This window comes from Eilatimonas milleporae, from assembly GCF_003688555.1.
GTDB classification, from domain to species: domain Bacteria; phylum Pseudomonadota; class Alphaproteobacteria; order Sphingomonadales; family Kordiimonadaceae; genus Eilatimonas; species Eilatimonas milleporae.
This window is the reverse complement of record NZ_REFR01000011.1, coordinates 680,126-701,802: the sequence shown is the minus strand read 5'-3', so window position 1 is coordinate 701,802 and position 21,677 is coordinate 680,126. Positions and strand designations below refer to the sequence as shown.

The window sequence follows — 21,677 nt, the reverse complement described above, 5'->3', positions numbered from 1 at the left end:
GGAATGCGTATTTTTTCCGCCATCCCCCGTCACCGTCCGCACGGCACCCGCAAACCGCGCCCCGCACGGCGGGCGCAGGCTGGCTTCACACTGATGGAACTGCTGGTGGTGCTGGCCATACTGGGCCTGCTGGCGGCCTTTGCCGCGCCGCGCGTGATCCAGTATCTGAGCGCGGCCAAAAGCGATGTGGCCGCGGTGCAGATCGACAATCTGGCCGCCGCGCTGGACCTGTTCCGCCTGGAAGTGGGCCGCTACCCCACAAGCGACGAGGGACTAGAAGCCCTGATGACCCAACCCGACGCCGCCCCGGAATGGCGGGGCCCCTATCTGGACAAGCGCGACGGCCTGACGGATCCCTGGGGCCGGCCCTATGCGTACAGCCAGCCGGGCGAGCATGGCGGCGACTATGACCTGTATACCCTGGGTGCCGACGGGCGCGAGGGCGGTGAGGATGAAAATGCCGACATCGTCAACTGGTAAAACATTCGCCGTCCCGGACGTGCCCGCCACGGGCTTCACGCTGATGGAGCTTCTGGTGGTGCTGACCATCGTGGCGCTGGTCGCGGCCGTGGCGGCACCGCGCCTTGTCGGCAGCGGTGTTGCCGCGCGGTTGGAGGCCGATGCCCGCGCGGTGGAAGACATGCTGGACCGGGCGCGCCTGACCGCTTTGAGCGGAAACCGCGATACCATGGTCACGGTTGACATGGCCGACGGCATCCTGACCGGCCCTAACGGAGCGCAGACACAACTGCAAAGCGCCCGCGTTTCCTCGATGACAACGGCAGAAGCCCTGGTCACTGGCGAGACGGGGCGTTTCCGTTTTTTTTCCGACGGCAGCAGCACGGGCGGACGGCTGACACTGGCGGAGGAGGATCTGACACGCACCGTAACACTCGACTGGCTAACGGGGGAGGCGCGCCGTGACGGCGGCACCGGCGACTGACACACCCGCGATATGCAGCGCAGGCTACCGGCACGGCTTCACCCTGGTCGAGGTGCTGGTCGCCTTTGCCATATTGGGGCTGGGCCTGGGGCTGTTTTTCAGCAGCCTGTCCTCGTCGGGCGACCGGCTGGTCACCGCCGCCGCGATTGAAGCCGACCACATGACGCTGAGCCGCCTGATCGAGGAAACCGCCGCCGCCGCACGTCCGTCAGGCCACAGCGGACAGCTGGAAGACGGGCGCCCGTACGACATCCGCGTCAACATACTGGAAACCCTGCCGGGCGGCGCCACGCTGGTCCGTCTGGAAGGACAGCTTGGCGCGCCGCAGCCGCTGCGGCTTGAAACGGTGCGGCTGATCCCTTTCAGAGGGGGAGGCCGCTGAATGCCAAACTCTTCGCCAACCCTTAAGCCAGCCCGTATACCAGGCCATCCCCGCCGCCGCGCCCGCAGGCATGACACCGGGCTGAGCCTGCTGGAACTGATGGTCGCGCTGGCGGTGCTGGCGCTGATCACCGCCGGGCTTGTCGGGGGCCTTGGGTTTGCCCGGCGCAGTCAGGACAGCATCGACAGGGCGGTGACGGCGCGCGGCGAAAGGGCTTTGGCGGTGCGTCTGGTCAGCGGTCTCGTCAGCAGGGCGGAAGCCATCCGCGACGGCCAGATGCTGGCCTTTACGGGAACGGCGCAGACACTGGACTTTTACGCCCGCAACCCCGTGCGTGCCCTGCCGCCCGGCCTGTACCGTGTGAGCCTGACGCTGGAGACGACGGCAAAGGGGGACAGCCTGCTTGTGAGTATGGACCCTGAAGCGGGCCTGTCCCCGCCGGTCCGCCGCCGGGTGGCAACGGGGCTGGCCCCGTCGGCCTTCCGCTATTTCGGACGGACGGGAGAAAACGGCGATGTCATATGGCGGGACACCTGGGGGCCGTCCCCTTCGGCACCGCGTCTTGTGGCGTTTGATGTCATGGGTACAGCTGACACCGGAAATAGAGGCGGGACCGGGATCGACGATGGGATCGGGGGCGGAATTGGGGATGCGACAGCGGGGGCGGTCGTCCAGCCGGTTCTGTTGACACATGTCACGCAGTGATGAGGCCGAAACAGTGAATATCAACACATATGGCAAAGGGACGCGCATCCCGGAGGGCGGCGGAGCCGACGATCCCGCCGCGCCCGGACTGTCGCCCGGTTTGCGGCGGGACTGCGGACAAGGCCCCGGTGCCGGATTTGCCGCGTTTCTGTGGCGGTGGACCCGTCCGTCCCCCCTGGTGTGGCGGGTGGAACAGGCGGTGCGCTGGCTGGCAACCAATCTGGACCTGCGCCATACGGCGACCGGGCCGAAGCCAAAACTGGCGGAGGTGCCGGCGTATGAAACCCTGACGCTGGAGCTGAACCTGCCGCTGGCGGCACTGGGCACGCTTGAGGACAGGATCGCGCTGGAAATAGAGGACCGCACCCCGTTCCACATGGCCGATATTGCCGGTGCCTACAGTCTGGAAGCAGGGCAGGAGGGCGGCACGCTTGTCTGCCGGGCCGCCGTTGCGCCCCTGAACCGGCTGGCGCGGCATGCGCAAGACAGCCATGACGGCCTGATGCTGGATATGGGCCCCGGCCAGCTGACCATGCGCCTGAACGGCCGGCGGCGCACGCCCCATGCCGATGCCATGCGCGCCCGGCGCACGCGACAGGCCGTCATGGCACTGATGCTGGCCGGACTGTACCAGTATGGCGGCACCCTTGTCACCGACCGGGTCGCACGCGAAGCGGACGTCATCGCGGCCCGGACAACACAGGCCCGCACAGCGGCGGAAGAGGCCGCCGCCCTGAAGACACGACTGGACACGCTGATGTCCGAGCGCCGGCGCGCGGCGGACCTGACCGCGCGCCACCCGTCCATGGTCGCCCTGCTGGCGGATGTGACGGCCGCCATGCCCGACGGCGCATGGGCGCGGGAAATCCGCTATGACGGGACGCGTGTGACGCTTAGCGGCAATGCCCCGTCCGCCGCCGACATACTGGAACGCCTGTCCGGCATGGACGGGGTCGACAATGTGGCCTTCGGCGCCCCCGTATCCATCGGCGGGGACGGGGTGGAACGCTTCACGGTGGCCTTCACACCCGCCCCCGGCCCTGCCGCGACGGAGGAAGAGCGCGATGGCTGAACCCGCTTCGCCCCGTCCCGCAGGGCAGCCCGGCCCCACGGCCATGGGCCGGCTGGCCGCCTGGACCCTGGCGGTCCTGTGCGCTGTCCTGCTGATCGCCGGCCTCGCCCAGCAGAGCATCGGGCTGTTTTTGACAGCCCGCACCGATCTGGTCGCCGCGGAACGGCTGGCCGCGCGCTATGAACGGCTGGCGGCGCAGAAGGACACGCTGGCGGCCGCCGTGGAAACGGCGGAACGTCAGACCGGCTGGCAGCGCGCCTATCTGGCCGGCGAAACGCATGCCCTGGCCGCCGCCGAACTGCAACGTCATGTGGGCCGCATTTTCACCGGAACGGGGGCAAGCGTGGGCAGGGTTTCCACCGACCGGGCCGACAACGGTGACGGGATTGTCACCCTGCGTGTGCAGGTGCAGTCCGATTATGACGGTCTGGTCAGGGCGCTGGCCGCACTGGAACAGGCCATGCCGCGTACGGTGGTCAGCACGATCACCCTGCGACCGCGCACCGGCCGCACCGGCGCGCGCGGACGCGCGGCCTACGACCCGTCGGCGCTGGACGCCAGCCTGACGGTGGAGGCCGTGCGCCTGACGCGGCAAGAAGACGGGGGAGGAAACGGCCGATGAAAACCGGCATGACATGGCCGGACCGGATTCTGGCCGGCCTTCTTCTGGTGCTGGCCGCGTCCCTGGCAACCGCCCTCGGCCTGCCGGTCGCGCCGCCCGCCACCCTGCCGCAGACGGCGCCCGCCACCGCGCAGGCCGGCGTACAGGCGGCAAACCGCCCGGATCGCGGTAACAGGGATGCCATGGTCGCGACCGTTCTGGCGCGGCCCCTGTTCCGCCCCGACCGGACGCCCATAGCGGCAGGCGATAAGGCCGCGCCCGAAGAGGATACGAAAACGGTGGCGGGCCGGGCCGGTTTCGAACAGGGCGGCCTGCCCAGACTGACGGGCGTGATCATCAGCCGTCACACACGGGCCGCCCTGTTCGAGACCGGCCCGCAAACAAACAAAAGCGTCCCGCTGGGTGGCCGCATCGGCGGCTGGACCGTGAAGGACATACAAAGGAACAGCGTCACACTTGAGCGGGGGACCACGCGCCGCACGCTCAATCTTGTCGACACTGATAAAGGGTCAGAAACGTCATGACGGGTTTGCGTTTTGTTTTTTTAGGAGGCCTGGTCGGCCTTTTGGCGGCCTGCGGCGCCCATCGCGGGCCGACGGAACCGCTGGAACTGGGGTCGGGCACGGAACGGGCGGACGGCACCAATGCCACTTATCAGTCGCAGGCCACGGAGGTTCAAACAGACGCACCGCAGGGCTTTGTCAAACGCGGCAGCGGCGACCGCATCGCCAGCCGCCTGCCCAGCGCCACACGGTGGCAGGCGGACGGCGCGGGCCTGAAGCTGAATTTCCAGAATGCCGACATCGCCGCCGTCGCCGATGCCGTCCTTGGGGAGGCGCTGGGCCTGACATACAGTATCGACCCGTCCATCGATGGCCGGATCACCCTGCAAACCAATGAGGCGGTCCCGCGCGAAGCGGTTCTGTTCGCCCTGGAAAGCGCGCTTCAGCCGGTCGGCGTGTCGCTGGTGGATGAAGGCGGTTTTTACAAATTGATGCCCGCCCTCGACCGCACGCGCGACGGGACCACACCGGTGGTGGGCCTCAGCGCGAAGCAGCTTCGCGCCGGCTACGGCGTGCATGTGGTGCCGCTGTCGTTTACATCGGCCGAACGGGTGGCGGAGCTGATCACGCCGTTCGTGCCAGCGCGCGCCAAGATCACCGTGGACCCGCAGCGCAACCTGCTGATGATCGCCGGCACCGGCCCGGAACGGCTGAGCCTGGTGGACATGGTCAGCGTCTTCGACGTGGACTGGATGTCCGGCCTGACCTACGGCCTTGTCCCGTTGCGAGCGGCGGAGGCGTCGGCACTGGTGCGTGAACTGGATACCGTGTTCAGCAGCGCCAGCGACGGGCTGGCCAGCGACGTCATCCGCTTTGTGCCTGTGGAACGGCTGAACGCCATTCTGGTGATCGCCGCCAATGCGGACCTGCTGGTGCGGGCGGAAGAATGGGTGGAACAGCTGGACACGGGCGGCGAGAACGCCGGCAACCGCCTGTATATATACAAGGTCCAGAATGGCCGGGCGCGGGATCTGGCCGCCGTGCTCGGCGGTCTGTTCGGGGCGCAGCAGCAGGTGCAGTCCTTTGCCGGGGCCGGCGGGGTCGCGCCGGGCCAGCGCGCCGCCGTCATGAACGCCCCCATGCCGGGCCGTGGCGGCGCCCCGCTCGGCGGTGGCGCGGGCCAGGGGGCGTCGGCCTTCGGCGCGGGCCAGACGGCGCGCGACGCCAACACGATCAGTGCCGGCACCCCGCGCGTCAGCCAGAGCGAACCGCTGGTCAGTTTCGCCAATGAACGGATGCGGATCATCGCGGACGAACGCAACAACGCCCTTCTGGTCCTGGCAACACCGGGGGATTATCAACTGGTGCGCAATTCCATCCGGCAACTGGATGTGGAACCCTTGCAGGTTCTGATCGATGCTGCGGTCATCGAGGTCGGCCTGAACGACGATCTGGAATACGGCGTCCAGTGGTTCTTTGAAAGCGGTGATTTCAATTTCACCAATACAAGCGGCACATCGAACACCATCACCCCCAGCGCCCCCGGTTTCAGCGGTATTTTCAACAGCGGCGACGTGAACATCATCGTCGATGCCCTGGACAGCGTCACCGATATTGAAATCCTGTCCTCGCCCCAGTTGATGGTGATGAACAATCAGACGGCCACATTGCAGGTGGGCGACGAAGTGCCGGTGCCCCAGGGCACCGCGCTTAACCTGCAGGGCGACAGCGACACGCTGTTCAACACCATCACCTTTCGCTCGACCGGGGTGATCCTGCAGGTGACGCCCCGCGTCAACGCCAACGGCATGGTGCTGCTGGACATCGAACAGGAAGTGTCCAGCGTGGTGGAAACGGAATCCTCCGGCATCGACGCCCCGACCATCCAGCAGCGGCGGATTTCCAGCACGGTGGCCGTGCGCAGCGGCGAAACCCTGGCGCTGGGCGGACTGATCCAAAGTTCCACCACCATCATCGACAGCGGCGTGCCGGTCCTGAAAAACATCCCGCTTCTCGGCAATGCCTTTAAAAACCGCGACGAACGGCGGCAGCGCACCGAACTGCTCATTCTGGTCACGCCGCGCGTTGTCGGCAGTGTCGAGGAAGCGCGCAGCGTCACCGAGGAACTGCGCCGCCGCATGCGCGGCCTGGAACCGCTGATCAAACCGCGTGCGGCCGGCGGGCCGGAAAGCGGCGATCTTGACGACCGGAACCGCTGAGGCAAACGCCGGCGGGCCGGCGGCACAGCCGGGACTGTCGCGTGGCGCCGGGGCCGCACAGGGCTATGCCCTTGTCGCCGTCCTGTGGGCGGTCGGTCTGCTGGCCCTGATCGCCGCGCTGATCGTGCGGGCCAGCCATGTCGATGTCAGCCGCACGTCCAACGCGGTTGAAACGCTGCGCGCCGCCTACATCGCGGACGCGGCCGTCCATGCGGTCATGGCCGACCTTCTGGCCGGGCGCGCCGTGCCGGGCGGGGCCGTGACACCGGCGGTTATGGTCACGGATGCAGGCACGGCGACGGCCGCCGACATTGTCGTCACGGTCCACGGCACCGTGCGGAAAATCGATCTGAACCGGGCGGACGGCGCGCTGCTGACGGCCCTGTTCCAGGCCGCCGGCGCCGGCAATGCGCGCCGTCTGGCGGCCGCCATACTGGACTGGCGGGACGGGGACGACACGCCGCGCCCGCTCGGAGCCGAGCGTGACTTTTACGAAACGGCGGGCCGGGCCGGGCCGGCCAACAGGCCCTTCTCCCATGTGCGGGAGCTGGCTTATGTGGCGGGCATGGACGACACGCTGCTTACCCGCGTGGCGGATGCCGTGACGGTGTGGGGCGGCCCCCGCATCACCCCGCGCGGTGCCCCGCCGCTGGTTCTGGCCGCCCTGGCGGCACTGGACGAAGGGGCGCGCACCCGCCTTGTCAGCGAAAGCGTGCCGCCATCGGCGCGGCTGGAAATCCTTGCGGATGTGCGCCTGCAAAACGGGCCGCGGTTCCGCCGCCGGGCGGTGGTGCGGCTGTTGCCCGGACTGGCCCGCCCCTATCAGATCGCGGTGTGGGAGCGGTTGCCAGGTGGAGAGAACCTGACGGAGAGGGCCGGCGGATAGCAGCCGGTCGGCATCAGGCCCCGTGCAGGAAGGAAATCAGCGCATAGCGGACACCCCGCGTCACCGGCGTGACCCTGTGCGCAAGCCCGCAGGAAAACACCACGGCACCACCCGCCGGCGGCGAGACGGGCGCGGGGCCGTATTCGGGGAAAATCAGTCCGCCGCCGTCATAAGCCCCGGTGTTCAGATTGAGTGTGATGGCAAAGCGTCTGGCCACCGCGTCCGGCGTGCTGTTGTCGCGGTGAACCGCGAAATGCCCGCCGCTGTCGGCGTCATAGCGGACGATTTTGAACTGTTCGGACGAGCGCGGGGTGAAGGAAAACACATAGCGCAGTTCGGGCACCAGACGATGGGTCATGATGGCCATCAGCTTTTCGGACACCGGCCCCTGCGGAACCGTCACGTCAAGCCGCACTTTCGCATCCGGGTCTTCCTCCAGGACGACCTTGCCGGCCTTTTCCACGTGGGAGCCGGACGGCACCGGGTCGGCCCGGTCGAACACGCCGATCAGCATGTCGCATTCGGCCGGTGTCAGCAGGTCGGGTATCTCCAGCAACGGGGGCTGCCCGTGCGGGTAGGCGAGAGCCTTCGCGAATGTCCGCCGGATTGCAGGATCAGCCCCGTCGAACGGTAGACTTGCCAACAGGCGCAGCGTCCGGCCGGTGATGAAAAGGGTCACATCCGTCTGCCGTCCGGCAAGATGGTCGCTGAGCTGACCGTCGCTGTCCGCGAGCAGGCAGACCGTATCGGGGAAAAGAGAAGACAGGGCGGCTATGCCTGTCTCTGGACTATCTGTTTCTGGCGTATCTGTCTTTGGCCCATCCGGCCCGGTGCGCACGACGACAAAACAGACAAGGCCGGCGGCGGCGGCCTCGACAAGAAGTTGCGCCAGCGGGCCCGCCGACGCGCTGAGTGTGGCGGGCGTTCCGGTGACGATCAGGGCCGGGTCACCGCAGCAGCGGTCATAGAACATGACCGGCTGTCCGCCCGCGTTCATCCGGACAAAATTGGGAATCCGTTCACCGAAACCGATACCGCTCACCATGCACCTCATGTCTCAAAGTAGGCCCCTATAGCCCTGTGGTCTTGGGACCCTGTCATCGCAAATAGCAATGAGGGGGCCCGGAAGGCCCCCTCGTCTGTCGGAAAATCCGTTTTAAAGGCTGTGGCGGTGCCGGCTCAGGAGCCGACGACGCCGCCGTCCGTTTTCCAGATCCCGATCAGCGTGGGACGGGGTTCGCTGTCACCACCGTTCGGGAAGTTGGACGCCGGGGCACCGATGACGCCGGAGTCGCCCGGGTGCTGGATGTTCAGGAACAGGGTCTCGTTGTCCGGCGTGAATTCGGCGCCGCACACCTCGGAGTCGTTGACCGACGACATGAACTGACGCAGGAAACCGCGAGTCGGACCCTCGGTCGGCACCACGAAGGTTCCGTCATTGTTGCCGGTGGGCTGACGGCCGTCGGTGACGATCCACATATTGCCCTGGTTGTCGAAGCCCAGATTGTCCGGCGAGCCGATCGCGGGCAGGACGCTGGCATCGGTCCAGCCGGCGAAATAGGTGTCGTTGGTGCCGAGCGGGGCTTCGTCAATATCGTTCAGCTGGGTCAGGAAGCGGCCTTCCTCGGAGTTGGGATCGCCGGCCAGCATGAAGATTTCCCAGGCGAAGGTGGTGGCGGCATTGTCGTCGCCGTCTTCGGTGATCTCGACGATGTGGCCGAAGCTGTTGTTGGTACGCGGGTTCGGGATATCGGCGATATCGTCGACCTCACGGCCCTGACGGCTGGACAGGCGGGTCTCCGATGTCCGGCGGGTGTTGTTGGTGCAGGCCATGTAGACCTTGCCCGTCACCGGGTTGGCCTGAACGTCTTCCGGACGGTCCATCGGGGTGGCGCCCATGATGTCGGCGGCGCGGCGGACGTTGATCAGCACTTCGGCCTGATTGGCGAATTGCGGAACGTCCGTGCCTTCGACGGTGGCGGACCGCAGAGCCGGCTGGCTGTCATAGTCCATGGCGATCCATTCGCCGGTGCCGTCGTCGTTGAAACGGGCGACGTACAGCGTGCCTTCGTCCAGCAGGTCCATGTTGGCGGCGCGGTTGGCGGCGTTGAAGGTGCCGGCGGTCACGAATTTGTAGAGATATTCGAACCGCGCATCGTCGCCGAGGTAAACGGCGACCTGGCCGCCGGTGGCGACGATGGTGGTGGCGCACTCATGCTTGAAACGGCCGAGCGCCGTCCGCTTTTTCGGACGCGGGGTCGGATCGTAGGGATCGAGCTCGACAATCCAGCCGTAGCGGAAGGCTTCGTTCGGTACACGGTTGGAGTCAAAGCGGTTCCACGTGGCTTCCAGACCCAGGCTGGAGTCGCCCGAACGGGGGACGATCCGGCGGTGGAAATCTAGCGTCTTGATGTCGACGGGGTCGGTGGAGTCGCCGAGACGCTCTTCCAGGGCCGCGAAGCCGCCGAAGATCTGGTCGAAGTTTTCCTCGGCCGAGAGATAGGTGCCCCAGGGCGTGTTGCCGCCGGCGCAGTTGTTGTAGGTGCCGAGGACGGTGATCCCGCGCGAGCTGCCCTGCGTCTGGACGAAGTCGCTGCCGGCAGCCGGACCGGACAGGTTGATCGGCGTATCCAGGGTGATGCGGCGGTTGAACTGGGAATCCAGCACCAGCTGCCAGGCACCGTCCACACGCTCGATCTCGGCGACGGTGATGCCGACATTGGCACGGGCGAAGCGCGCCGCTTCCGGATTGGCGCGGAAATATTCAACCCTGGAGTCATAGTTGCGGCGGTCGCGCGTGTTGGCGGGATCGGGCTCTTCGCCGAACTCGAACAGCAGGTTGTAGTTCATGTATTCGTGGTTCACGCAGATGATGCCGCTGGTGGCACCGTCGGCGTCAAAGCCCGGCAGCGGGAAGAACTCGGCCGCGTCGCAATTGTAGCCGAACTGGTTGTTCATGTTCTCGGCGGCGGCCGCCGTGGCCAGGAAACCGTCGCGGATTTGCGCGTCGGTCAGATTCGGCGTGGTGGACACCAGCGACTGGCCCCACTGAATGATGGAGTTCCACTCATACCCTTCGGGTACGATGATCTCGTCGGCGTCGGAGCCCTCGATCGGTGTGAAGGTCAGCGAATCGGCGGCCTGTGCCTCGGCGGGTACGCTTTGCAGGGCCGAGGCGCTGACGCCCACGACACCCATGGCGGCAACGGCGCTGGCGCCTTTCAGGAAGGAACGGCGTTCAATCTGCGACGCCATCAGCATACCGAAGGGCTGGGCATCGGTGCCACGCTTGGCAAGCGGGAAATCCACACCGTCATCCTCGACGGTTGCCTTTGAGCGCAGTTCGTCGGCAATTGCCTTGACGCGCGATTGCACGGCGTCGTCAAAGGGCGCTTTCCCTTTCACATCATCCATCAGTCTCTCTCCACAATGATATACCTGAAATACCAAAGGCGGGAATTCGAACACGGCCAAACCCGCACCGCCCGAAAGCGGCCCCCAGTCACGACCCGTACGAAGCCCATCCAATCCCCCTTGGAATGGCCCAATTTCTATGCAGGAGAGATGACAGTCCTGTTTTTAAAAGTTGACGGTTCTGCGAAGGTTTTATGACTCAGAATCCGGATCGGAAAGAAAATCTTTTTATTTCAGAGGTTTAATATTGCACCTTTTAAGTGCAAAAATACACTTCAGTCATTTTTAGGCAAATCTGGACTGAACTGTGCGTGACAATGACGGATCGCTTGAGTTTTTATACTTGCGAATACTTATCAATTGCAAAATCTATAATCATTTGTCTTGATCGCCCGTGCCCCACGGATCCACCTGCCGGGGTGCCGCCCCGACAATCGCGTCACCTTATACAGCCTATCCCCCGCCCGCGATATATGGAATTTCCCGTCGCCGGCCGCTTTGTTCTTGTCCCCTGTTTCCACCCCGTCTTGACGACCCGTCGCACGGGATGCTAAATAAATAACCGACTAGTCAGTTATTTTGGAAAGTATCCATGCCCGGACACGCCGACACAAAACGCAAGCCCGAGAAGAAATTCGAACGCCGCGCCGAAGACCGTCCCGGCGAGATTCTGTCGGCCGCCCGCACCCTGTTCGAACGCAAGGGGTTCACGGCCACACGCACGGATGAGATCGCCGCTGCCGCCGGCATCTCGAAGGGCACCCTGTTCCGCTATTTCGCGGACAAGGAAGCCATGCTGGTCGCCATTGTGGAAACGGTGCAAATCCCCGCGAAAGACCGCATGGTGCGTCTGGTTCAGTCCTTCGAGCCGCCTTTTGCGCCAAAGCTGGGGATACTGGCGCACACCTGGTACCAGATGGTCCAGGCGGAAGGAATTGACGGCATTCCCAAAATGATCATGGCGGAAGCCGGCAATTTCCCCGACCTGACGAAGCTGTTCAAGGCGCGCCTGCATGACAGCATCATCGGCATGCTGACCACCCTGATCCGGCGCGGTGTGGAGAGTGGTGAGTTCACCTGCGACGACTGCGATTACAGCGCACGCTATCTGCTCGGCAGTCTGATGTTTCTTGGCCTGTGGAACAATTCCATCGGCAAATACGCGGACGATCCGATGGATGCCGAGCGCTATATCGGTATCTGGCATAAGGCGGCCTGCGCCCATCTGGGCGCACCCATCCCGGCGGCGGCGGAGGACGACACATGATGCGCCCTGTCCTCGTCGCGGCGATGTTTTTGTGTCTACACGGTCCCCAAACCGCCGGCACGGCCCGTGCCGAGACCGCCACCCCGCCAACCACCAGCCCGCCAACCGCCATTTATGCGCTCGGCCGTGTGGAGCCCGTGGGCGAGGTGATCACGGTGGCCGCGCGCGCCGGCACCGACGGCGCGCGGATCGAACGATTGACCGTGCGCGAAGGACAGCGCCTGTCGGCGGGCGACGTGCTGGCCGTTCTGGATATCGAGGCGGAGCGTCTGGCCCAGATGGCCGCGGCAGAGGCCGACGTTGCCCTGCGTGAGGCCACGCTGGACCGGATCCGGCTGGATGCCACAACCGATCTGGATGTCAACGGCGCCGCGCTGGAACAGATGCGGGCGGAGCTGGCAACCGCCCACGCGGACCATGAGCGGTTTCGCCAGCTGCTGGCGAAGGCCGCCATATCGGAGGCCGAATATGACCGCAAGCGCCGCGACTTCCTGACCGCCGAGCAGGGTGTCCGGCAGGCCGTGGCCGATCTGGCACGGACCGAGGCACGCCTGGGCGAGGAACAGATCGACGTGGCCGTGGCCGGGCGGGAACTGGATGCCGCCCGCGCCGAGCTGGCGCGCCAGCGCGCGCGGCTGGAAAATGCCTATATCCGTGCACCGATAGACGGTGTGGTGTTGACCCTGCACGCCCGCGCGGGCGAGCGGATCGGCAGCGACGGCCTTCTGGACATGGGCGACCTGGACCGGATGCAGGTGGTGGCGGAAGTTTACCAGAGCGATATCATCCATGTGCGCGACGGGCAGACGGCCCGCATCGAAAGCCCGGTGTTCGACACCGCCCTGACCGGCACGGTGTCGCGCATGGGCCTGCGCGTCGGGCGTCAGACCATTGTCGACAGCGATCCGGCGGCCAACACCGACGCGCGCGTTGTCGAGGTGGACGTCCGGCTGGATGCGGCCTCGACCCTCAGGGCGCGGGTCTTTACGGACCTTGAGGTGACGGTGGTGTTTCCGCGATGACACGGTTGACCGGCATATGGCGGGGGGCGGGCAACCGCCTGCCCATCGGCTGGCTGCAACTGACACACAGCAAAAGCCGCCTGGCGGTGGCGCTGGCCGGTGTGGCGTTCGCCAATATCCTGATTTTCATGCAACTGGGGTTCATGGGCGCCCTGTTCGAGACCAGCGTGATGACCCACCGTGCCCTGAAGGCCGATCTGGTTCTGATCAGCACGGCGGCGGTCAAGATGGACACGCTGCGCACGATCCCGCGCCGCCGCCTGTATCAGGCCCTGTCGGCACCAGGTGTCGCCGGCGTCGCGCCCGTTTATATCGGCCGGCTGGACTGGCGCAACCCGACCACGCTGAGACGCCACCCCATGCAGCTGATCGGCGTGGACCCGGACCGGGACAGTTTTGTCCTGCCGGCGATCCGCGATCAGCTTCACAAACTGAAACGGCCCGACACGCTTCTGTTCGACGCTTTGGCGCGCGGCGAATATGCCGGCACCGTCGCCGCCCTTGAACGGGGCGAGACCCTCGGCACCGAAATTGACGGACGCACCCTGAGTGTCACCGGACTGTTCGGGCTTGGTGCCTCCTTCGGGACCGACGGCACGCTTGTCGCCAGCGACCAGACCTTTTTCCGTCTGCTGCCGATGCGGTCCAGCGAGACCGTCAGCATCGGGCTGGTGACGACGGAGCCCGGCGCGGATATCGCGGCGGTGAAACAGGCCCTGACCGACCGCCTGCCCGACGGCGACACGCAAGCGATGACGCTGGAGGAGTTCGTCGCGTTTGAGCAGGATTATCAGGCGCGTTACGCCCCCGTCGGCTTTGTCTTCAGTTTCGGGGCGGGCATGGGCCTGCTTGTCGGGCTGGTGATCGTCTTCCAGATCCTGTCGACGGATGTGAACGACCATATGGCCGAATACGCCACCTTCAAGGCCATGGGCTACCGGGACACCTATCTGCTCGGCATCATCATCGAGGAGGCGCTGATCCTGGCGGGCCTGGGCTTCATCCCCGGCTTTCTCGCCTCCCTCGGCCTGTATGAGCTGACGCGCGGCGCCACCGCCCTGCCGATCGAACTGCCGCCGGAACGGATCGTCACCGTTTTCCTGATGACGTTTCTCATGTGCTGCGCGTCCGGGGCGCTGGCGACCCGCCGCCTGGCGAACGCCGACCCGGCGGATATCTTCTGAGGAAAGGCCGCGCCCATGACCCTGCCCGACCTATCGCCGCGAACCATATCCGCCGTAATACAGCCCGACCCTGGCACATCCGTCCCGCCCGCGCCCGCCACCATCGACGTACGGGGGCTGTGCCACTGGTACGGCACCGGGGCTTTGCGCAAGCAGGTGCTGTTCGATGTGGATCTGACCGTCAGGCGGGGGGAAATCGTCTATCTCACCGGGCCGTCAGGCTGCGGCAAGACGACGATCCTGACCCTTGTCGGCTGCCTGCGCTCGATCCAGTCGGGCGATGTGTCGCTGGTGGGACAACCGCTTGCCGGTGCATCCAAAAGCACGCTCGTCGCCATGCGGCGCAAGATCGGCTTTATCTTTCAGGCGCACAATCTGCACCGCAGTCTGACGGCCCTGCAGAATGTACGCATGGGTCTCGAAGTGCACGGGCGCGGCGGCCTGCGGGACTGGCGCGGACGCGCCGCCGCCATGTTGGAGGCCGTCGGTCTTGGCGGGCACATGGACTATCTGCCCGGCAACCTGTCCGGCGGGCAGAAACAGCGGGTGGCGATTGCCCGCGCGCTGGTGCACCAGCCGCCGGTGATCCTGGCGGACGAGCCCACAGCGGCCCTGGACAAGACAACGGGCCGCGCCGTCGTCGACCTGCTGGTCAAACTGGCGCGGGACCGGGGCACAACCATTTTGATGGTGACCCATGACAACCGCATTCTTGATGCCGCCGACCGGACCGTCGCCATGGAAGACGGACGCATCCGGCACACGACCGGGGGCTGACAGGCGACACGGCGGACACCGGCCGACATGCCCGGCAATAGCGGACAGCAGGGGTGCGGCGTGGGGTATGGATGCGGATCGGGGGCCGCGAGACGGTCGCCCGAAGGTCAGTCGGCGGACTTGACCTTGGCGTCCTGGGCCGGTTCTTCCAGTTTCACGGATGTTTCCTCATCCGCCGTTTTCAGACCCTTTTTGAAGGCGGTGATGCCGCGCCCGACATCGCCCATCAGGCCGGAAATCTTGCCCCGACCGAAAAGAAGGATCAAAAGGACACCGATAAGGGCAATCTGCCAGGGACCGATAGACATGAAAAACCTCTCTTCATTACATGGGCAGAGCCGCCGGACCATGCCACGGCCATGCCCTGCTTATTATTGCACAGTTTATTGTACAGTGCCGCGCAAAACGCGATAACCCTGCCTTCAAAGAGTGAGCGCTAGCATTCCTTTATGACAAGTCCGCGACACTTTCCCGTTCCGATGACCGCCACCGCACGACCGGGGGCCCCATGCCGGTGAGCGCATGGCCCATATCCGTCTGGTTGCTGATCGCAGCGCCCTTTGTCGGCAGTTTCCTCGGCACGCTGGTCCTGCGCCTGCCCGAGGGACAGGCGGTCATAGTGGACAGATCACGCTGCGATGCCTGCGGGCGTACACTCGGCCCGCTGGAGCTGATCCCGCTGGTCTCGTGGATCCTGCAACGGGGCCGCTGCCGGGGATGCGGCATATGGCTCGGCTGGTTCTTTCCGCTGATGGAGATTGCCGCTTTCGGGGTTGCGGCATGGGCCGTTTGGACGGCGGCACGCCCGTTGGACGCGGTTCTGTTCAGCCTGTATGGCTGGACCCTGCTGAGCCTGGCGGTGAGCGATGCGCGGCGCCTGATCCTGCCGCTGCCGCTGACCGTGTTTCTCATCGCCGCCGGGCTGGCGGCGGCGGCACTGTCCGGGTTGGACGCGCTGGCCGACCGCATGCTGGCCGCCGCGCTCGGCTACGGCGTATTGTATCTGGTGGCGGTATCCTACAGGCGGTTGCGCGGACGCGAGGGCCTTGGCATGGGTGATCCGTTGCTGATGGCCGGAATCGGCGCATGGACCGGGGCGCTGTCCCTGCCGACGGTGCTGCTGATTGCCTCCGCCGCCGGGCTGGCGGCGGCCCTTCTGGCGAAAATGGCGGGCCGGCCCGTCACCATGACCAGCGCCCTGCCCTTCGGCACCTTCCTGGCGCTTGGCGGTTGGCTCGCCGCGCTGTATGGACCCATCGGCCCCGGCTGGCCCCTGGGATAACGTGGGATAACGGGCGGGGCGGACAACAGGCCAGGCGGGACGGTCAATCCGTCAGGCCCGGCTTCTTCAAACCCGCAAGCATGCCCTGTGCCTCCTCCTGGGCCTCAAGCCAGATCGGCATGGCCTTTTCCAGGAGGGTCTCGCCACGTCCGGTCAGGGCCACAAGCCGGGTGCGCGCCGACCCGTCGCCGATATCCACAAGGCCCCGCCGCTCCAGAATGACCAGGCTGCGGTTGATGGTGGAGACCGTGACCTCAAGCTGCCTGGCGATGTCCGTCATGGTGAGACGGGTCCCGGACGCCAGCACCAGAAGAAGGGTCATCTGGGTCGCCTTGAGACCCAGAACGGACAGTTTTTCGTCATACAGATTGCTGACCGCGCGGCTGACCCGGCGCAGATTGGTCGCATAGCAGTTTTGCAGACACACCGCCGCCTTTTGCCTGAAGTCCATGTCTTTCAAAGTCCCGTGTCACAGTCGCGCGACTGCCGCCAGCCGCGCTGTTCAGACCGATGGTACCGGTATGGAGATGAACGGTCCATGCACCAATTTGCATATGCAAATTGGTGGGTACAATTGCGGCTGCAAAAAGCCGGCGGCGCGCCCTGCCGTCTACAAAAACAAGGGCAAAAACAAGGGGGCGCCTGCTGCATGCAGGCGCCCCCTTGTTTTTCTTTAACTGTGCGCGTCCTTCGATCGCACAGGACCGGTCATGCCCGGCCCTGTTCCGGCCTATTCCGGCGACCAGTCGGGCAGACGGCCCGGTGTCCAAGGCGCGCCGGCGGCGCCGGCCTCGGCCTCGAACGCGGCAAGGTCGGCGCCAAGGGTGCGGATATCGGCCAGCGTGGCGGCAAATTCAGCCGCCGCGATCCGGTAGGCGCGGGCATGAACACCCGGCACCGGCGCCTGTGAGCCCCAGTGGCCGAAAATGCTGTTCACCCGCTGGCGGATCGACCACGGCGCCGGTTCATTGCGGCCGGACACGGTACGATCGCCCCTGAGCCGGACATTGATGTCGGCCAGTCGCGTTTCCATGGCCCGCAAACGGGTTTCATGGTCCTCATTCGCCGCCGGGGTACGCATCAGGGCCACTTTCAGATGGGCGATGCGGCTGTCCATTTCGCCGGTGACGCCAAGGGCACCGTCCAGCGCGCGGGACAGGTCCGCCGTTTTCTGCTGGAAGGCGAGCAGTCCGGCAAAGTCATCCGTGGTCTCGGGACTGCGCACCAGCGGTTTCACCATGAAGCGTTGCGGCCCGGCCAGCGGCTCCAGCACGCCCCTGACACGCTGTGCGATTTCAACCGTGTAGGTACCCGGTGTCGCCATCGGCCCTTCGGGCTCGCCGGCCCAGGGCGGGCGGAACCCGGCGTTCAGTTCCACCTTGTCCGGGGCTTCATGGCGCAGGTCCCAGGCGGTGCGGTGCAGGCCCTTTTTCGTCGCCCCCTTGATCCGCCGCACCACAGTGCCCGAGGCATCGCGCACCGTCAGGATAATGGCGGGCGCTTCCTCGCGGTCTTCCTGACGCAGCGTGTCGAAGGACGGATACGGCGTGTCGCCGCCCTGTTTTTCGATCTCCTGCTCGGCCTTGCGGCGGGCGTCCCGCGCGGTGGTCAGGTCGGCGTTCAGATAATAGGTGAACACGGCCCCGTAAGGCGGATTGTCAACCTGCCAGAACTGGTCGCCCAGATTGCCCTTCTTGCCGCCGCCCCACAGATTGCCTTCCACATACAGCCATGGGTCGCGGACCGCGAACAGGGTGGCGCTGCTGCCGGCCAGATCGGCCGCCTTGGTCCGCAAGGGACGATAATCGTCGATCACATAGGCCCCGCGCCCGAAGGTGCCGACGACCAGATCGTTTTCGCGCCGCTGGATTTCCAGATCGCGGACCGCGATGGTCGGAAAGCCGGATTTGACCGGCGTCCAGTTTTCGCCGCCGTTCTGGGTGAAAAACAGGCCGTATTCCGTGCCGACGAACAACAGGTCGGGGTCCACATGGTCCTCGGCGATGGTGTGGGCACTGCCGCGCGCCGGCAGGTCGCCGGAAATCAGCCGCCAGCGCCGGCCCTTGTCCGTCGTCTTCAGGACATAGGGCTTGAAGTCGCCGCGTTTGTGGTTGTCGATCACCGCATAGGCGACATTCTCATCCGTCGGCGAGGCGATGATGTCCTCGACCAGCGACATGTCGGGCACGCCTCGGAAACTGTCGACCGTGCGCCAGTTTTCGCCGAAATCCTCCGTCACATGGATCAGGCCGTCATCGGTACCGACATAGATCAGCCCTTCGCGCAACGGGCTTTCGTTCAGCGCGATGATGCTGCCATACATGGATGTGGAATCATTCTTGGCCACACTGTCCACGCTCCACACCCGGCCCATGACCTCAAGCCCGTTGCGGTCAAGCCGGCGCGTCAGGTCGGGACTGACGATGCGCCAGGTATCGCCCCGGTCGTCGGAGACGAAAACCTTTTCCGCCGCATAGAAAAGCCGTCGCGGATTGTGCGGGCTGATCAGCAGGGGGGTGTTCCAGTTCCATTTGTATTCGTTTTCGCCGCTGTCCGGCTGCGGCGTGATGTAAATACGCTCCTGCGTGCGGCGGTCATAGCGCGCCAGCCCGCCATATTGATACTGGGCATAGATGATATTGGGATCCGTCGGGTCGATCTGCGGCTTGTAACCGTCACCGCCGAGGACGATGTGCCAGTCGGAATTGGTGATCCCGTGCGCGACCGCCGTGCGCGACGGGCCGCACAGTGAATTGTTGTCCTGGGTGCCGCCGCAGACATTGTAGAAGGGCACATCCTCATCCGGCTGAATACGGTAGAACTGGACGATCGGCAGGTTGTTCACATGCCGCCACAGGGTACCGCCGTCCCAGCTTTCGTAAATGCCGCCGTCCCCGCCGATATAGAGATGGCTGGTATTGTCCGGGTCGATCCACAGGGCATGGTCGTCCACATGGCGGCTTTCAAAACCGAGACGGCTGAAGGTCTTGCCGCCGTCGCGCGACACCTGGGTGAAGGTGTCGGGCGCATACAGCGTGTCGGCATCATGGGGGTCGACGATCAGCTCGTTGTAATATTGCGCGCTGGTGGTGCGGTGGCCGGAGCGTTTCTCCCAGCTCTGGCCGAAATCGGTGCTGCGATACAGGCCGCTGCCCTTGCCCTCGGTCTCGACGATGGCATAGATCATGCCGGGCGCGGACGGGGCACCCGCCAGGCCGATGCGGCCCAGATGATCCTGGGTCGGCAGGCCGCGTGTCACCTTTGTCCATGTGGCACCGCCATCGGTGGTGCGGTGGACGCCGCTGCCGGGCCCGCCGTTGATCAGCGTCCAGACATGGCGGCGGCGCTGATAGCTGGACGCGACGATCACGTCCGGGTTCCTCGGGTCGACGACAAATTCATTGACGCCGGTGTCGGCGTCGATTTCGAGAATGCGGGTCCATGTGGCGCCGCCGTCGGTGGTTTTGTAAAGACCGCGATCACCGCCGCCGGACCACAGCGGCCCCTGCGCCGCCACCAGAACCACATCGCTGTCATCCGGGTGCACCCAGATCCGCGAGATGTGGCCGCTGTCCTTCAGGCCCATATTTTTCCAGCTTTTGCCGCCGTCGGTGGATTTGTAGACACCGTCACCGTTCGCGACCGAGCGCTGGCTGTTGTTTTCGCCCGTGCCGACCCACAGGGTCAGGGGGTCGGCCGGGTCCATGGTGATGACACCGGTGGCATAGGACGCCTCACCATCGAAAAGAGGGGTCCAGCTGATGCCGGCATTGTCGGTTTTCCACACGCCGGCGGATGCCGTCGCCACATAAAAAACGTTGCGCTGTGTGGGGTGAAAGGCGAAATCCGAAATCCGTCCCGAGGAATAGGACGGCCCGATCAGCCTGGGTTTCAGCCCGGCGAACGGGTTGCCCCCGTCCTGGGCCACCGTGTCCACACCCGCGGTCAGAACCGCGCCGATGATGCATAGGCCCGCCGCCAGCAGGCGCATCCCCCCAAAAGCCGACATTTTATCCTCCCTGAAAATAAAGCAGCCCGCCTGTCATAACACCGGCATCGGAAAGAGCAAAGGTGGCATATGGATCACAAATCGGCGACAAATTGCCCTCAATACGCGTAAAATTGCGCTTTAATGGTATTTTCTATTTTGCGGCAACCATGACGATAGGGCGACATAAAGGCTCGATTTTGCTGCACTAAGGCGACTAGATGCTTGGTTCTGCACGGCTTGAGGGTAACAATCGGGTTTCGAGATCAGCATCATGGCACCATGCAACACATGCGACAGCATACCGTCTCCGCTTGCCCGGAAGGGAAATCTGTATCTGTGGCCGCCGACAGCCCACACGTTGGGCAAGATCCGGGCCCTGAAGCAGCGCGCAAAGATTAAAAAAGCACCAAATGCCGCAGCCGATGTGGCCGCCATCGCGGTGGACACCGGCATGCTGGAAACGCTGCTGCTGAAGCTGACCGGTGTTTTGACGGAAGAGGAAGTGAAGGACACCAGGGCCCTCTTCATGGACAGCGACCGCGAACCCGGTCTTGGCGATTTCGGGCATATCCGCCCTTTAAGCGAACTGGTGGCCTTCAGCGACAGCGCATGGCTGATGGATATTTTACGTGAAAATCGCCTGATCAGCCATTTCCAGCCCATTGTCTTTGCCGACGATACCGGGCGCCCCTTCGGACATGAGGCCTTGCTGCGCGCCTGGGACGCGGACGGCGATATGGTCGCCCCCGGACTGCTGTTCGACCGGGCGACACAGGCGGGCGTGCTGTTCCAGCTTGACCGCCTGGCGCGAACATGCGCCGTGGAGGCAGCCGCCAAATACAGGCTGCGCGGCAAACTGTTCATCAATTTCACCCCGACATCGATTTACGACCCGCGCAATTGCCTGAGAACGACGCTGAACCTGATCGACACGCTGGGTGTCGACCGGTCGCAAATCGTTTTCGAGGTGATCGAGACGGAAAAGGTGGCCGATATGGACCATCTGACCGGGGTATTATCCTACTACCGGCGCAACGGCTTCAAGGTGGCGCTGGACGATCTGGGTGGCGGCTATTCGGCCCTGTCCATGCTGCCGGACCTGCGCCCCAATTATGTCAAGATCGACCGCGCCCTCATCACCGATATCGACAAAAAGGAAACCAAAGCCGTCATCACCCGGCGCATCGTCGACATGTGCCACGATCTGGACATTCAGGTCATCGCCGAGGGCATCGAGACAGAGCGGGAAGAAGCCGTCCTGCGCGACATCCGCGTCGATTACCTACAGGGGTTTTACTATGGCCGGCCACAGGCGGAGCCGGTAACCGAGAAGCTGGCGCCGCCGCAAGAGCCCGCCGCCTGAAACACCGGTCCCCTCACCCGATTGTGACGCCCCCTTGTCTTGCCC

The 21,677-nt window shown here is 65.0% G+C and carries 20 protein-coding genes; 15 read left to right on the top strand and 5 right to left on the bottom strand.

All coding sequences use genetic code 11. The features are described 5' to 3' along the window. Positions 1–3 precede the first annotated feature (3 nt). From gspG to BXY39_RS11135, 9 genes are read left to right on the top strand one after another with little or no spacing between them, the layout of a single operon-like run. Positions 4–480 carry a type II secretion system major pseudopilin GspG gene (gspG, locus tag BXY39_RS11170; protein WP_121938905.1) on the top strand — a complete coding sequence of 159 codons (477 nt, stop codon included), beginning with the start codon at positions 4–6 and terminating at the stop codon, positions 478–480. Beyond that, entirely contained in the window at positions 458–943 is a 486-nt protein-coding gene (locus BXY39_RS11165; RefSeq protein ID WP_170163783.1) for a GspH/FimT family pseudopilin, read from the top strand. Before gspG ends, BXY39_RS11165 begins: the two co-directional genes overlap by 23 nt. After that, positions 921–1,325 carry a prepilin-type N-terminal cleavage/methylation domain-containing protein gene (locus tag BXY39_RS11160; protein WP_121938903.1) on the top strand — a complete coding sequence of 135 codons (405 nt, stop codon included), beginning with the start codon at positions 921–923 and terminating at the stop codon, positions 1,323–1,325. The genes BXY39_RS11165 and BXY39_RS11160 overlap by 23 nt, the downstream gene beginning before the upstream one ends. Further along, entirely contained in the window at positions 1,326–2,030 is a 705-nt protein-coding gene (locus tag BXY39_RS11155) for a PulJ/GspJ family protein (RefSeq protein ID WP_121938902.1), read from the top strand. Continuing rightward, positions 2,017–3,102 carry a PilN domain-containing protein gene (locus BXY39_RS19345; RefSeq protein WP_170163782.1) on the top strand — a complete coding sequence of 362 codons (1,086 nt, stop codon included), beginning with the start codon at positions 2,017–2,019 and terminating at the stop codon, positions 3,100–3,102. The genes BXY39_RS11155 and BXY39_RS19345 overlap by 14 nt, the downstream gene beginning before the upstream one ends. Then, a complete protein-coding gene (gspM, locus tag BXY39_RS11150; RefSeq protein ID WP_170163781.1) occupies positions 3,095–3,724 on the top strand; it encodes a type II secretion system protein GspM in 630 nt (209 codons plus the stop codon). Before BXY39_RS19345 ends, gspM begins: the two co-directional genes overlap by 8 nt. Continuing rightward, on the top strand, positions 3,721–4,248 hold the full coding sequence (locus BXY39_RS11145; protein ID WP_121938900.1) for a hypothetical protein: 528 nt from the start codon (positions 3,721–3,723) through the stop codon (positions 4,246–4,248). The genes gspM and BXY39_RS11145 overlap by 4 nt, the downstream gene beginning before the upstream one ends. Next, positions 4,245–6,446: a type II secretion system secretin GspD gene (gspD, locus tag BXY39_RS11140; protein ID WP_121938899.1), complete on the top strand. Its 2,202-nt coding sequence runs from the start codon at positions 4,245–4,247 to the stop codon at positions 6,444–6,446. The genes BXY39_RS11145 and gspD overlap by 4 nt, the downstream gene beginning before the upstream one ends. After that, a complete protein-coding gene (locus BXY39_RS11135) occupies positions 6,427–7,332 on the top strand; it encodes a type II secretion system minor pseudopilin (protein ID WP_170163780.1) in 906 nt (301 codons plus the stop codon). The genes gspD and BXY39_RS11135 overlap by 20 nt, the downstream gene beginning before the upstream one ends. A gap of 13 nt (positions 7,333–7,345) precedes the next feature. On the opposite strand, the gene BXY39_RS11130 is transcribed toward BXY39_RS11135, so the two are convergent. After that, complete coding sequence (locus tag BXY39_RS11130; protein WP_121938897.1) at positions 7,346–8,386, bottom strand: prolyl hydroxylase family protein; 1,041 nt, start codon at positions 8,384–8,386, stop codon at positions 7,346–7,348. A gap of 125 nt (positions 8,387–8,511) precedes the next feature. Further along, entirely contained in the window at positions 8,512–10,746 is a 2,235-nt protein-coding gene (locus BXY39_RS11125) for a PhoX family protein (RefSeq protein ID WP_121938896.1), read from the bottom strand. Between the two features lie 592 nt (positions 10,747–11,338). Between BXY39_RS11125 and BXY39_RS11120 the strand changes: the two genes are divergently transcribed. The 4 genes from BXY39_RS11120 to BXY39_RS11105 are packed head-to-tail and all read left to right on the top strand — an operon-like array spanning position 11,339 to position 14,996. Next, positions 11,339–12,013, top strand: a complete 675-nt coding sequence (locus BXY39_RS11120) for a TetR/AcrR family transcriptional regulator (protein ID WP_121938895.1) — start codon at positions 11,339–11,341, stop codon at positions 12,011–12,013. Continuing rightward, the gene (locus tag BXY39_RS11115) at positions 12,010–13,035 is read left to right on the top strand and encodes an HlyD family efflux transporter periplasmic adaptor subunit (RefSeq protein WP_121938894.1); all 1,026 of its coding nucleotides are present in this window, start codon (positions 12,010–12,012) and stop codon (positions 13,033–13,035) included. The genes BXY39_RS11120 and BXY39_RS11115 overlap by 4 nt, the downstream gene beginning before the upstream one ends. Beyond that, positions 13,032–14,219 (top strand): ABC transporter permease DevC, encoded by a 1,188-nt coding sequence (devC, locus tag BXY39_RS11110; RefSeq protein ID WP_121938893.1) that lies wholly within the window; start codon positions 13,032–13,034, stop codon positions 14,217–14,219. Before BXY39_RS11115 ends, devC begins: the two co-directional genes overlap by 4 nt. Positions 14,220–14,234: 15 nt before the next feature. Continuing rightward, positions 14,235–14,996 carry a DevA family ABC transporter ATP-binding protein gene (locus tag BXY39_RS11105; protein WP_121938892.1) on the top strand — a complete coding sequence of 254 codons (762 nt, stop codon included), beginning with the start codon at positions 14,235–14,237 and terminating at the stop codon, positions 14,994–14,996. Positions 14,997–15,103: 107 nt separating this feature from the next. On the opposite strand, the gene BXY39_RS11100 is transcribed toward BXY39_RS11105, so the two are convergent. Continuing rightward, the gene (locus BXY39_RS11100) at positions 15,104–15,304 is read right to left on the bottom strand and encodes a twin-arginine translocase TatA/TatE family subunit (protein ID WP_121938891.1); all 201 of its coding nucleotides are present in this window, start codon (positions 15,302–15,304) and stop codon (positions 15,104–15,106) included. A gap of 200 nt (positions 15,305–15,504) precedes the next feature. Here BXY39_RS11100 and BXY39_RS11095 point away from each other — a divergent pair, with 200 nt between their 5' ends. After that, on the top strand, positions 15,505–16,278 hold the full coding sequence (locus tag BXY39_RS11095) for a prepilin peptidase (RefSeq protein ID WP_121938890.1): 774 nt from the start codon (positions 15,505–15,507) through the stop codon (positions 16,276–16,278). A gap of 43 nt (positions 16,279–16,321) precedes the next feature. Here the strand turns inward: BXY39_RS11095 and BXY39_RS11090 are convergent, their stop codons facing one another. Together BXY39_RS11090 and BXY39_RS11085 are read right to left on the bottom strand one after the other, a co-directional pair. After that, on the bottom strand, positions 16,322–16,729 hold the full coding sequence (locus BXY39_RS11090; RefSeq protein WP_121938889.1) for a MarR family winged helix-turn-helix transcriptional regulator: 408 nt from the start codon (positions 16,727–16,729) through the stop codon (positions 16,322–16,324). 279 nt (positions 16,730–17,008) lie between these two features. Then, positions 17,009–20,287 (bottom strand): VPS10 domain-containing protein, encoded by a 3,279-nt coding sequence (locus BXY39_RS11085; protein WP_121938888.1) that lies wholly within the window; start codon positions 20,285–20,287, stop codon positions 17,009–17,011. 253 nt (positions 20,288–20,540) lie between these two features. Here BXY39_RS11085 and BXY39_RS11080 point away from each other — a divergent pair, with 253 nt between their 5' ends. After that, complete coding sequence (locus BXY39_RS11080) at positions 20,541–21,632, top strand: EAL domain-containing protein (RefSeq protein WP_121938887.1); 1,092 nt, start codon at positions 20,541–20,543, stop codon at positions 21,630–21,632. The last annotated feature ends 45 nt before the right edge of the window (positions 21,633–21,677 follow it).

Bases quoted from the DNA above. Each gene is read 5' to 3' on its own strand.
- gspG (WP_121938905.1), top strand. From the start codon at position 4: ATGCGTATTTTTTCCGCCATCCCCCGTCACCGTCCGCACGGCACCCGC.
- BXY39_RS11165 (WP_170163783.1), top strand. From the start codon at position 458: ATGCCGACATCGTCAACTGGTAAAACATTCGCCGTCCCGGACGTGCCC.
- BXY39_RS11155 (WP_121938902.1), top strand. From the start codon at position 1,326: ATGCCAAACTCTTCGCCAACCCTTAAGCCAGCCCGTATACCAGGCCAT.
- BXY39_RS19345 (WP_170163782.1), top strand. From the start codon at position 2,017: ATGTCACGCAGTGATGAGGCCGAAACAGTGAATATCAACACATATGGC.
- gspM (WP_170163781.1), top strand. From the start codon at position 3,095: ATGGCTGAACCCGCTTCGCCCCGTCCCGCAGGGCAGCCCGGCCCCACG.
- BXY39_RS11145 (WP_121938900.1), top strand. From the start codon at position 3,721: ATGAAAACCGGCATGACATGGCCGGACCGGATTCTGGCCGGCCTTCTT.
- gspD (WP_121938899.1), top strand. From the start codon at position 4,245: ATGACGGGTTTGCGTTTTGTTTTTTTAGGAGGCCTGGTCGGCCTTTTG.
- BXY39_RS11130 (WP_121938897.1), bottom strand. From the start codon at position 8,386: ATGAGGTGCATGGTGAGCGGTATCGGTTTCGGTGAACGGATTCCCAAT.
- BXY39_RS11125 (WP_121938896.1), bottom strand. From the start codon at position 10,746: ATGGATGATGTGAAAGGGAAAGCGCCCTTTGACGACGCCGTGCAATCG.
- BXY39_RS11120 (WP_121938895.1), top strand. From the start codon at position 11,339: ATGCCCGGACACGCCGACACAAAACGCAAGCCCGAGAAGAAATTCGAA.
- BXY39_RS11115 (WP_121938894.1), top strand. From the start codon at position 12,010: ATGATGCGCCCTGTCCTCGTCGCGGCGATGTTTTTGTGTCTACACGGT.
- devC (WP_121938893.1), top strand. From the start codon at position 13,032: ATGACACGGTTGACCGGCATATGGCGGGGGGCGGGCAACCGCCTGCCC.
- BXY39_RS11105 (WP_121938892.1), top strand. From the start codon at position 14,235: ATGACCCTGCCCGACCTATCGCCGCGAACCATATCCGCCGTAATACAG.
- BXY39_RS11100 (WP_121938891.1), bottom strand. From the start codon at position 15,304: ATGTCTATCGGTCCCTGGCAGATTGCCCTTATCGGTGTCCTTTTGATC.
- BXY39_RS11095 (WP_121938890.1), top strand. From the start codon at position 15,505: ATGCCGGTGAGCGCATGGCCCATATCCGTCTGGTTGCTGATCGCAGCG.
- BXY39_RS11090 (WP_121938889.1), bottom strand. From the start codon at position 16,729: ATGGACTTCAGGCAAAAGGCGGCGGTGTGTCTGCAAAACTGCTATGCG.
- BXY39_RS11085 (WP_121938888.1), bottom strand. From the start codon at position 20,287: ATGTCGGCTTTTGGGGGGATGCGCCTGCTGGCGGCGGGCCTATGCATC.
- BXY39_RS11080 (WP_121938887.1), top strand. From the start codon at position 20,541: ATGGCACCATGCAACACATGCGACAGCATACCGTCTCCGCTTGCCCGG.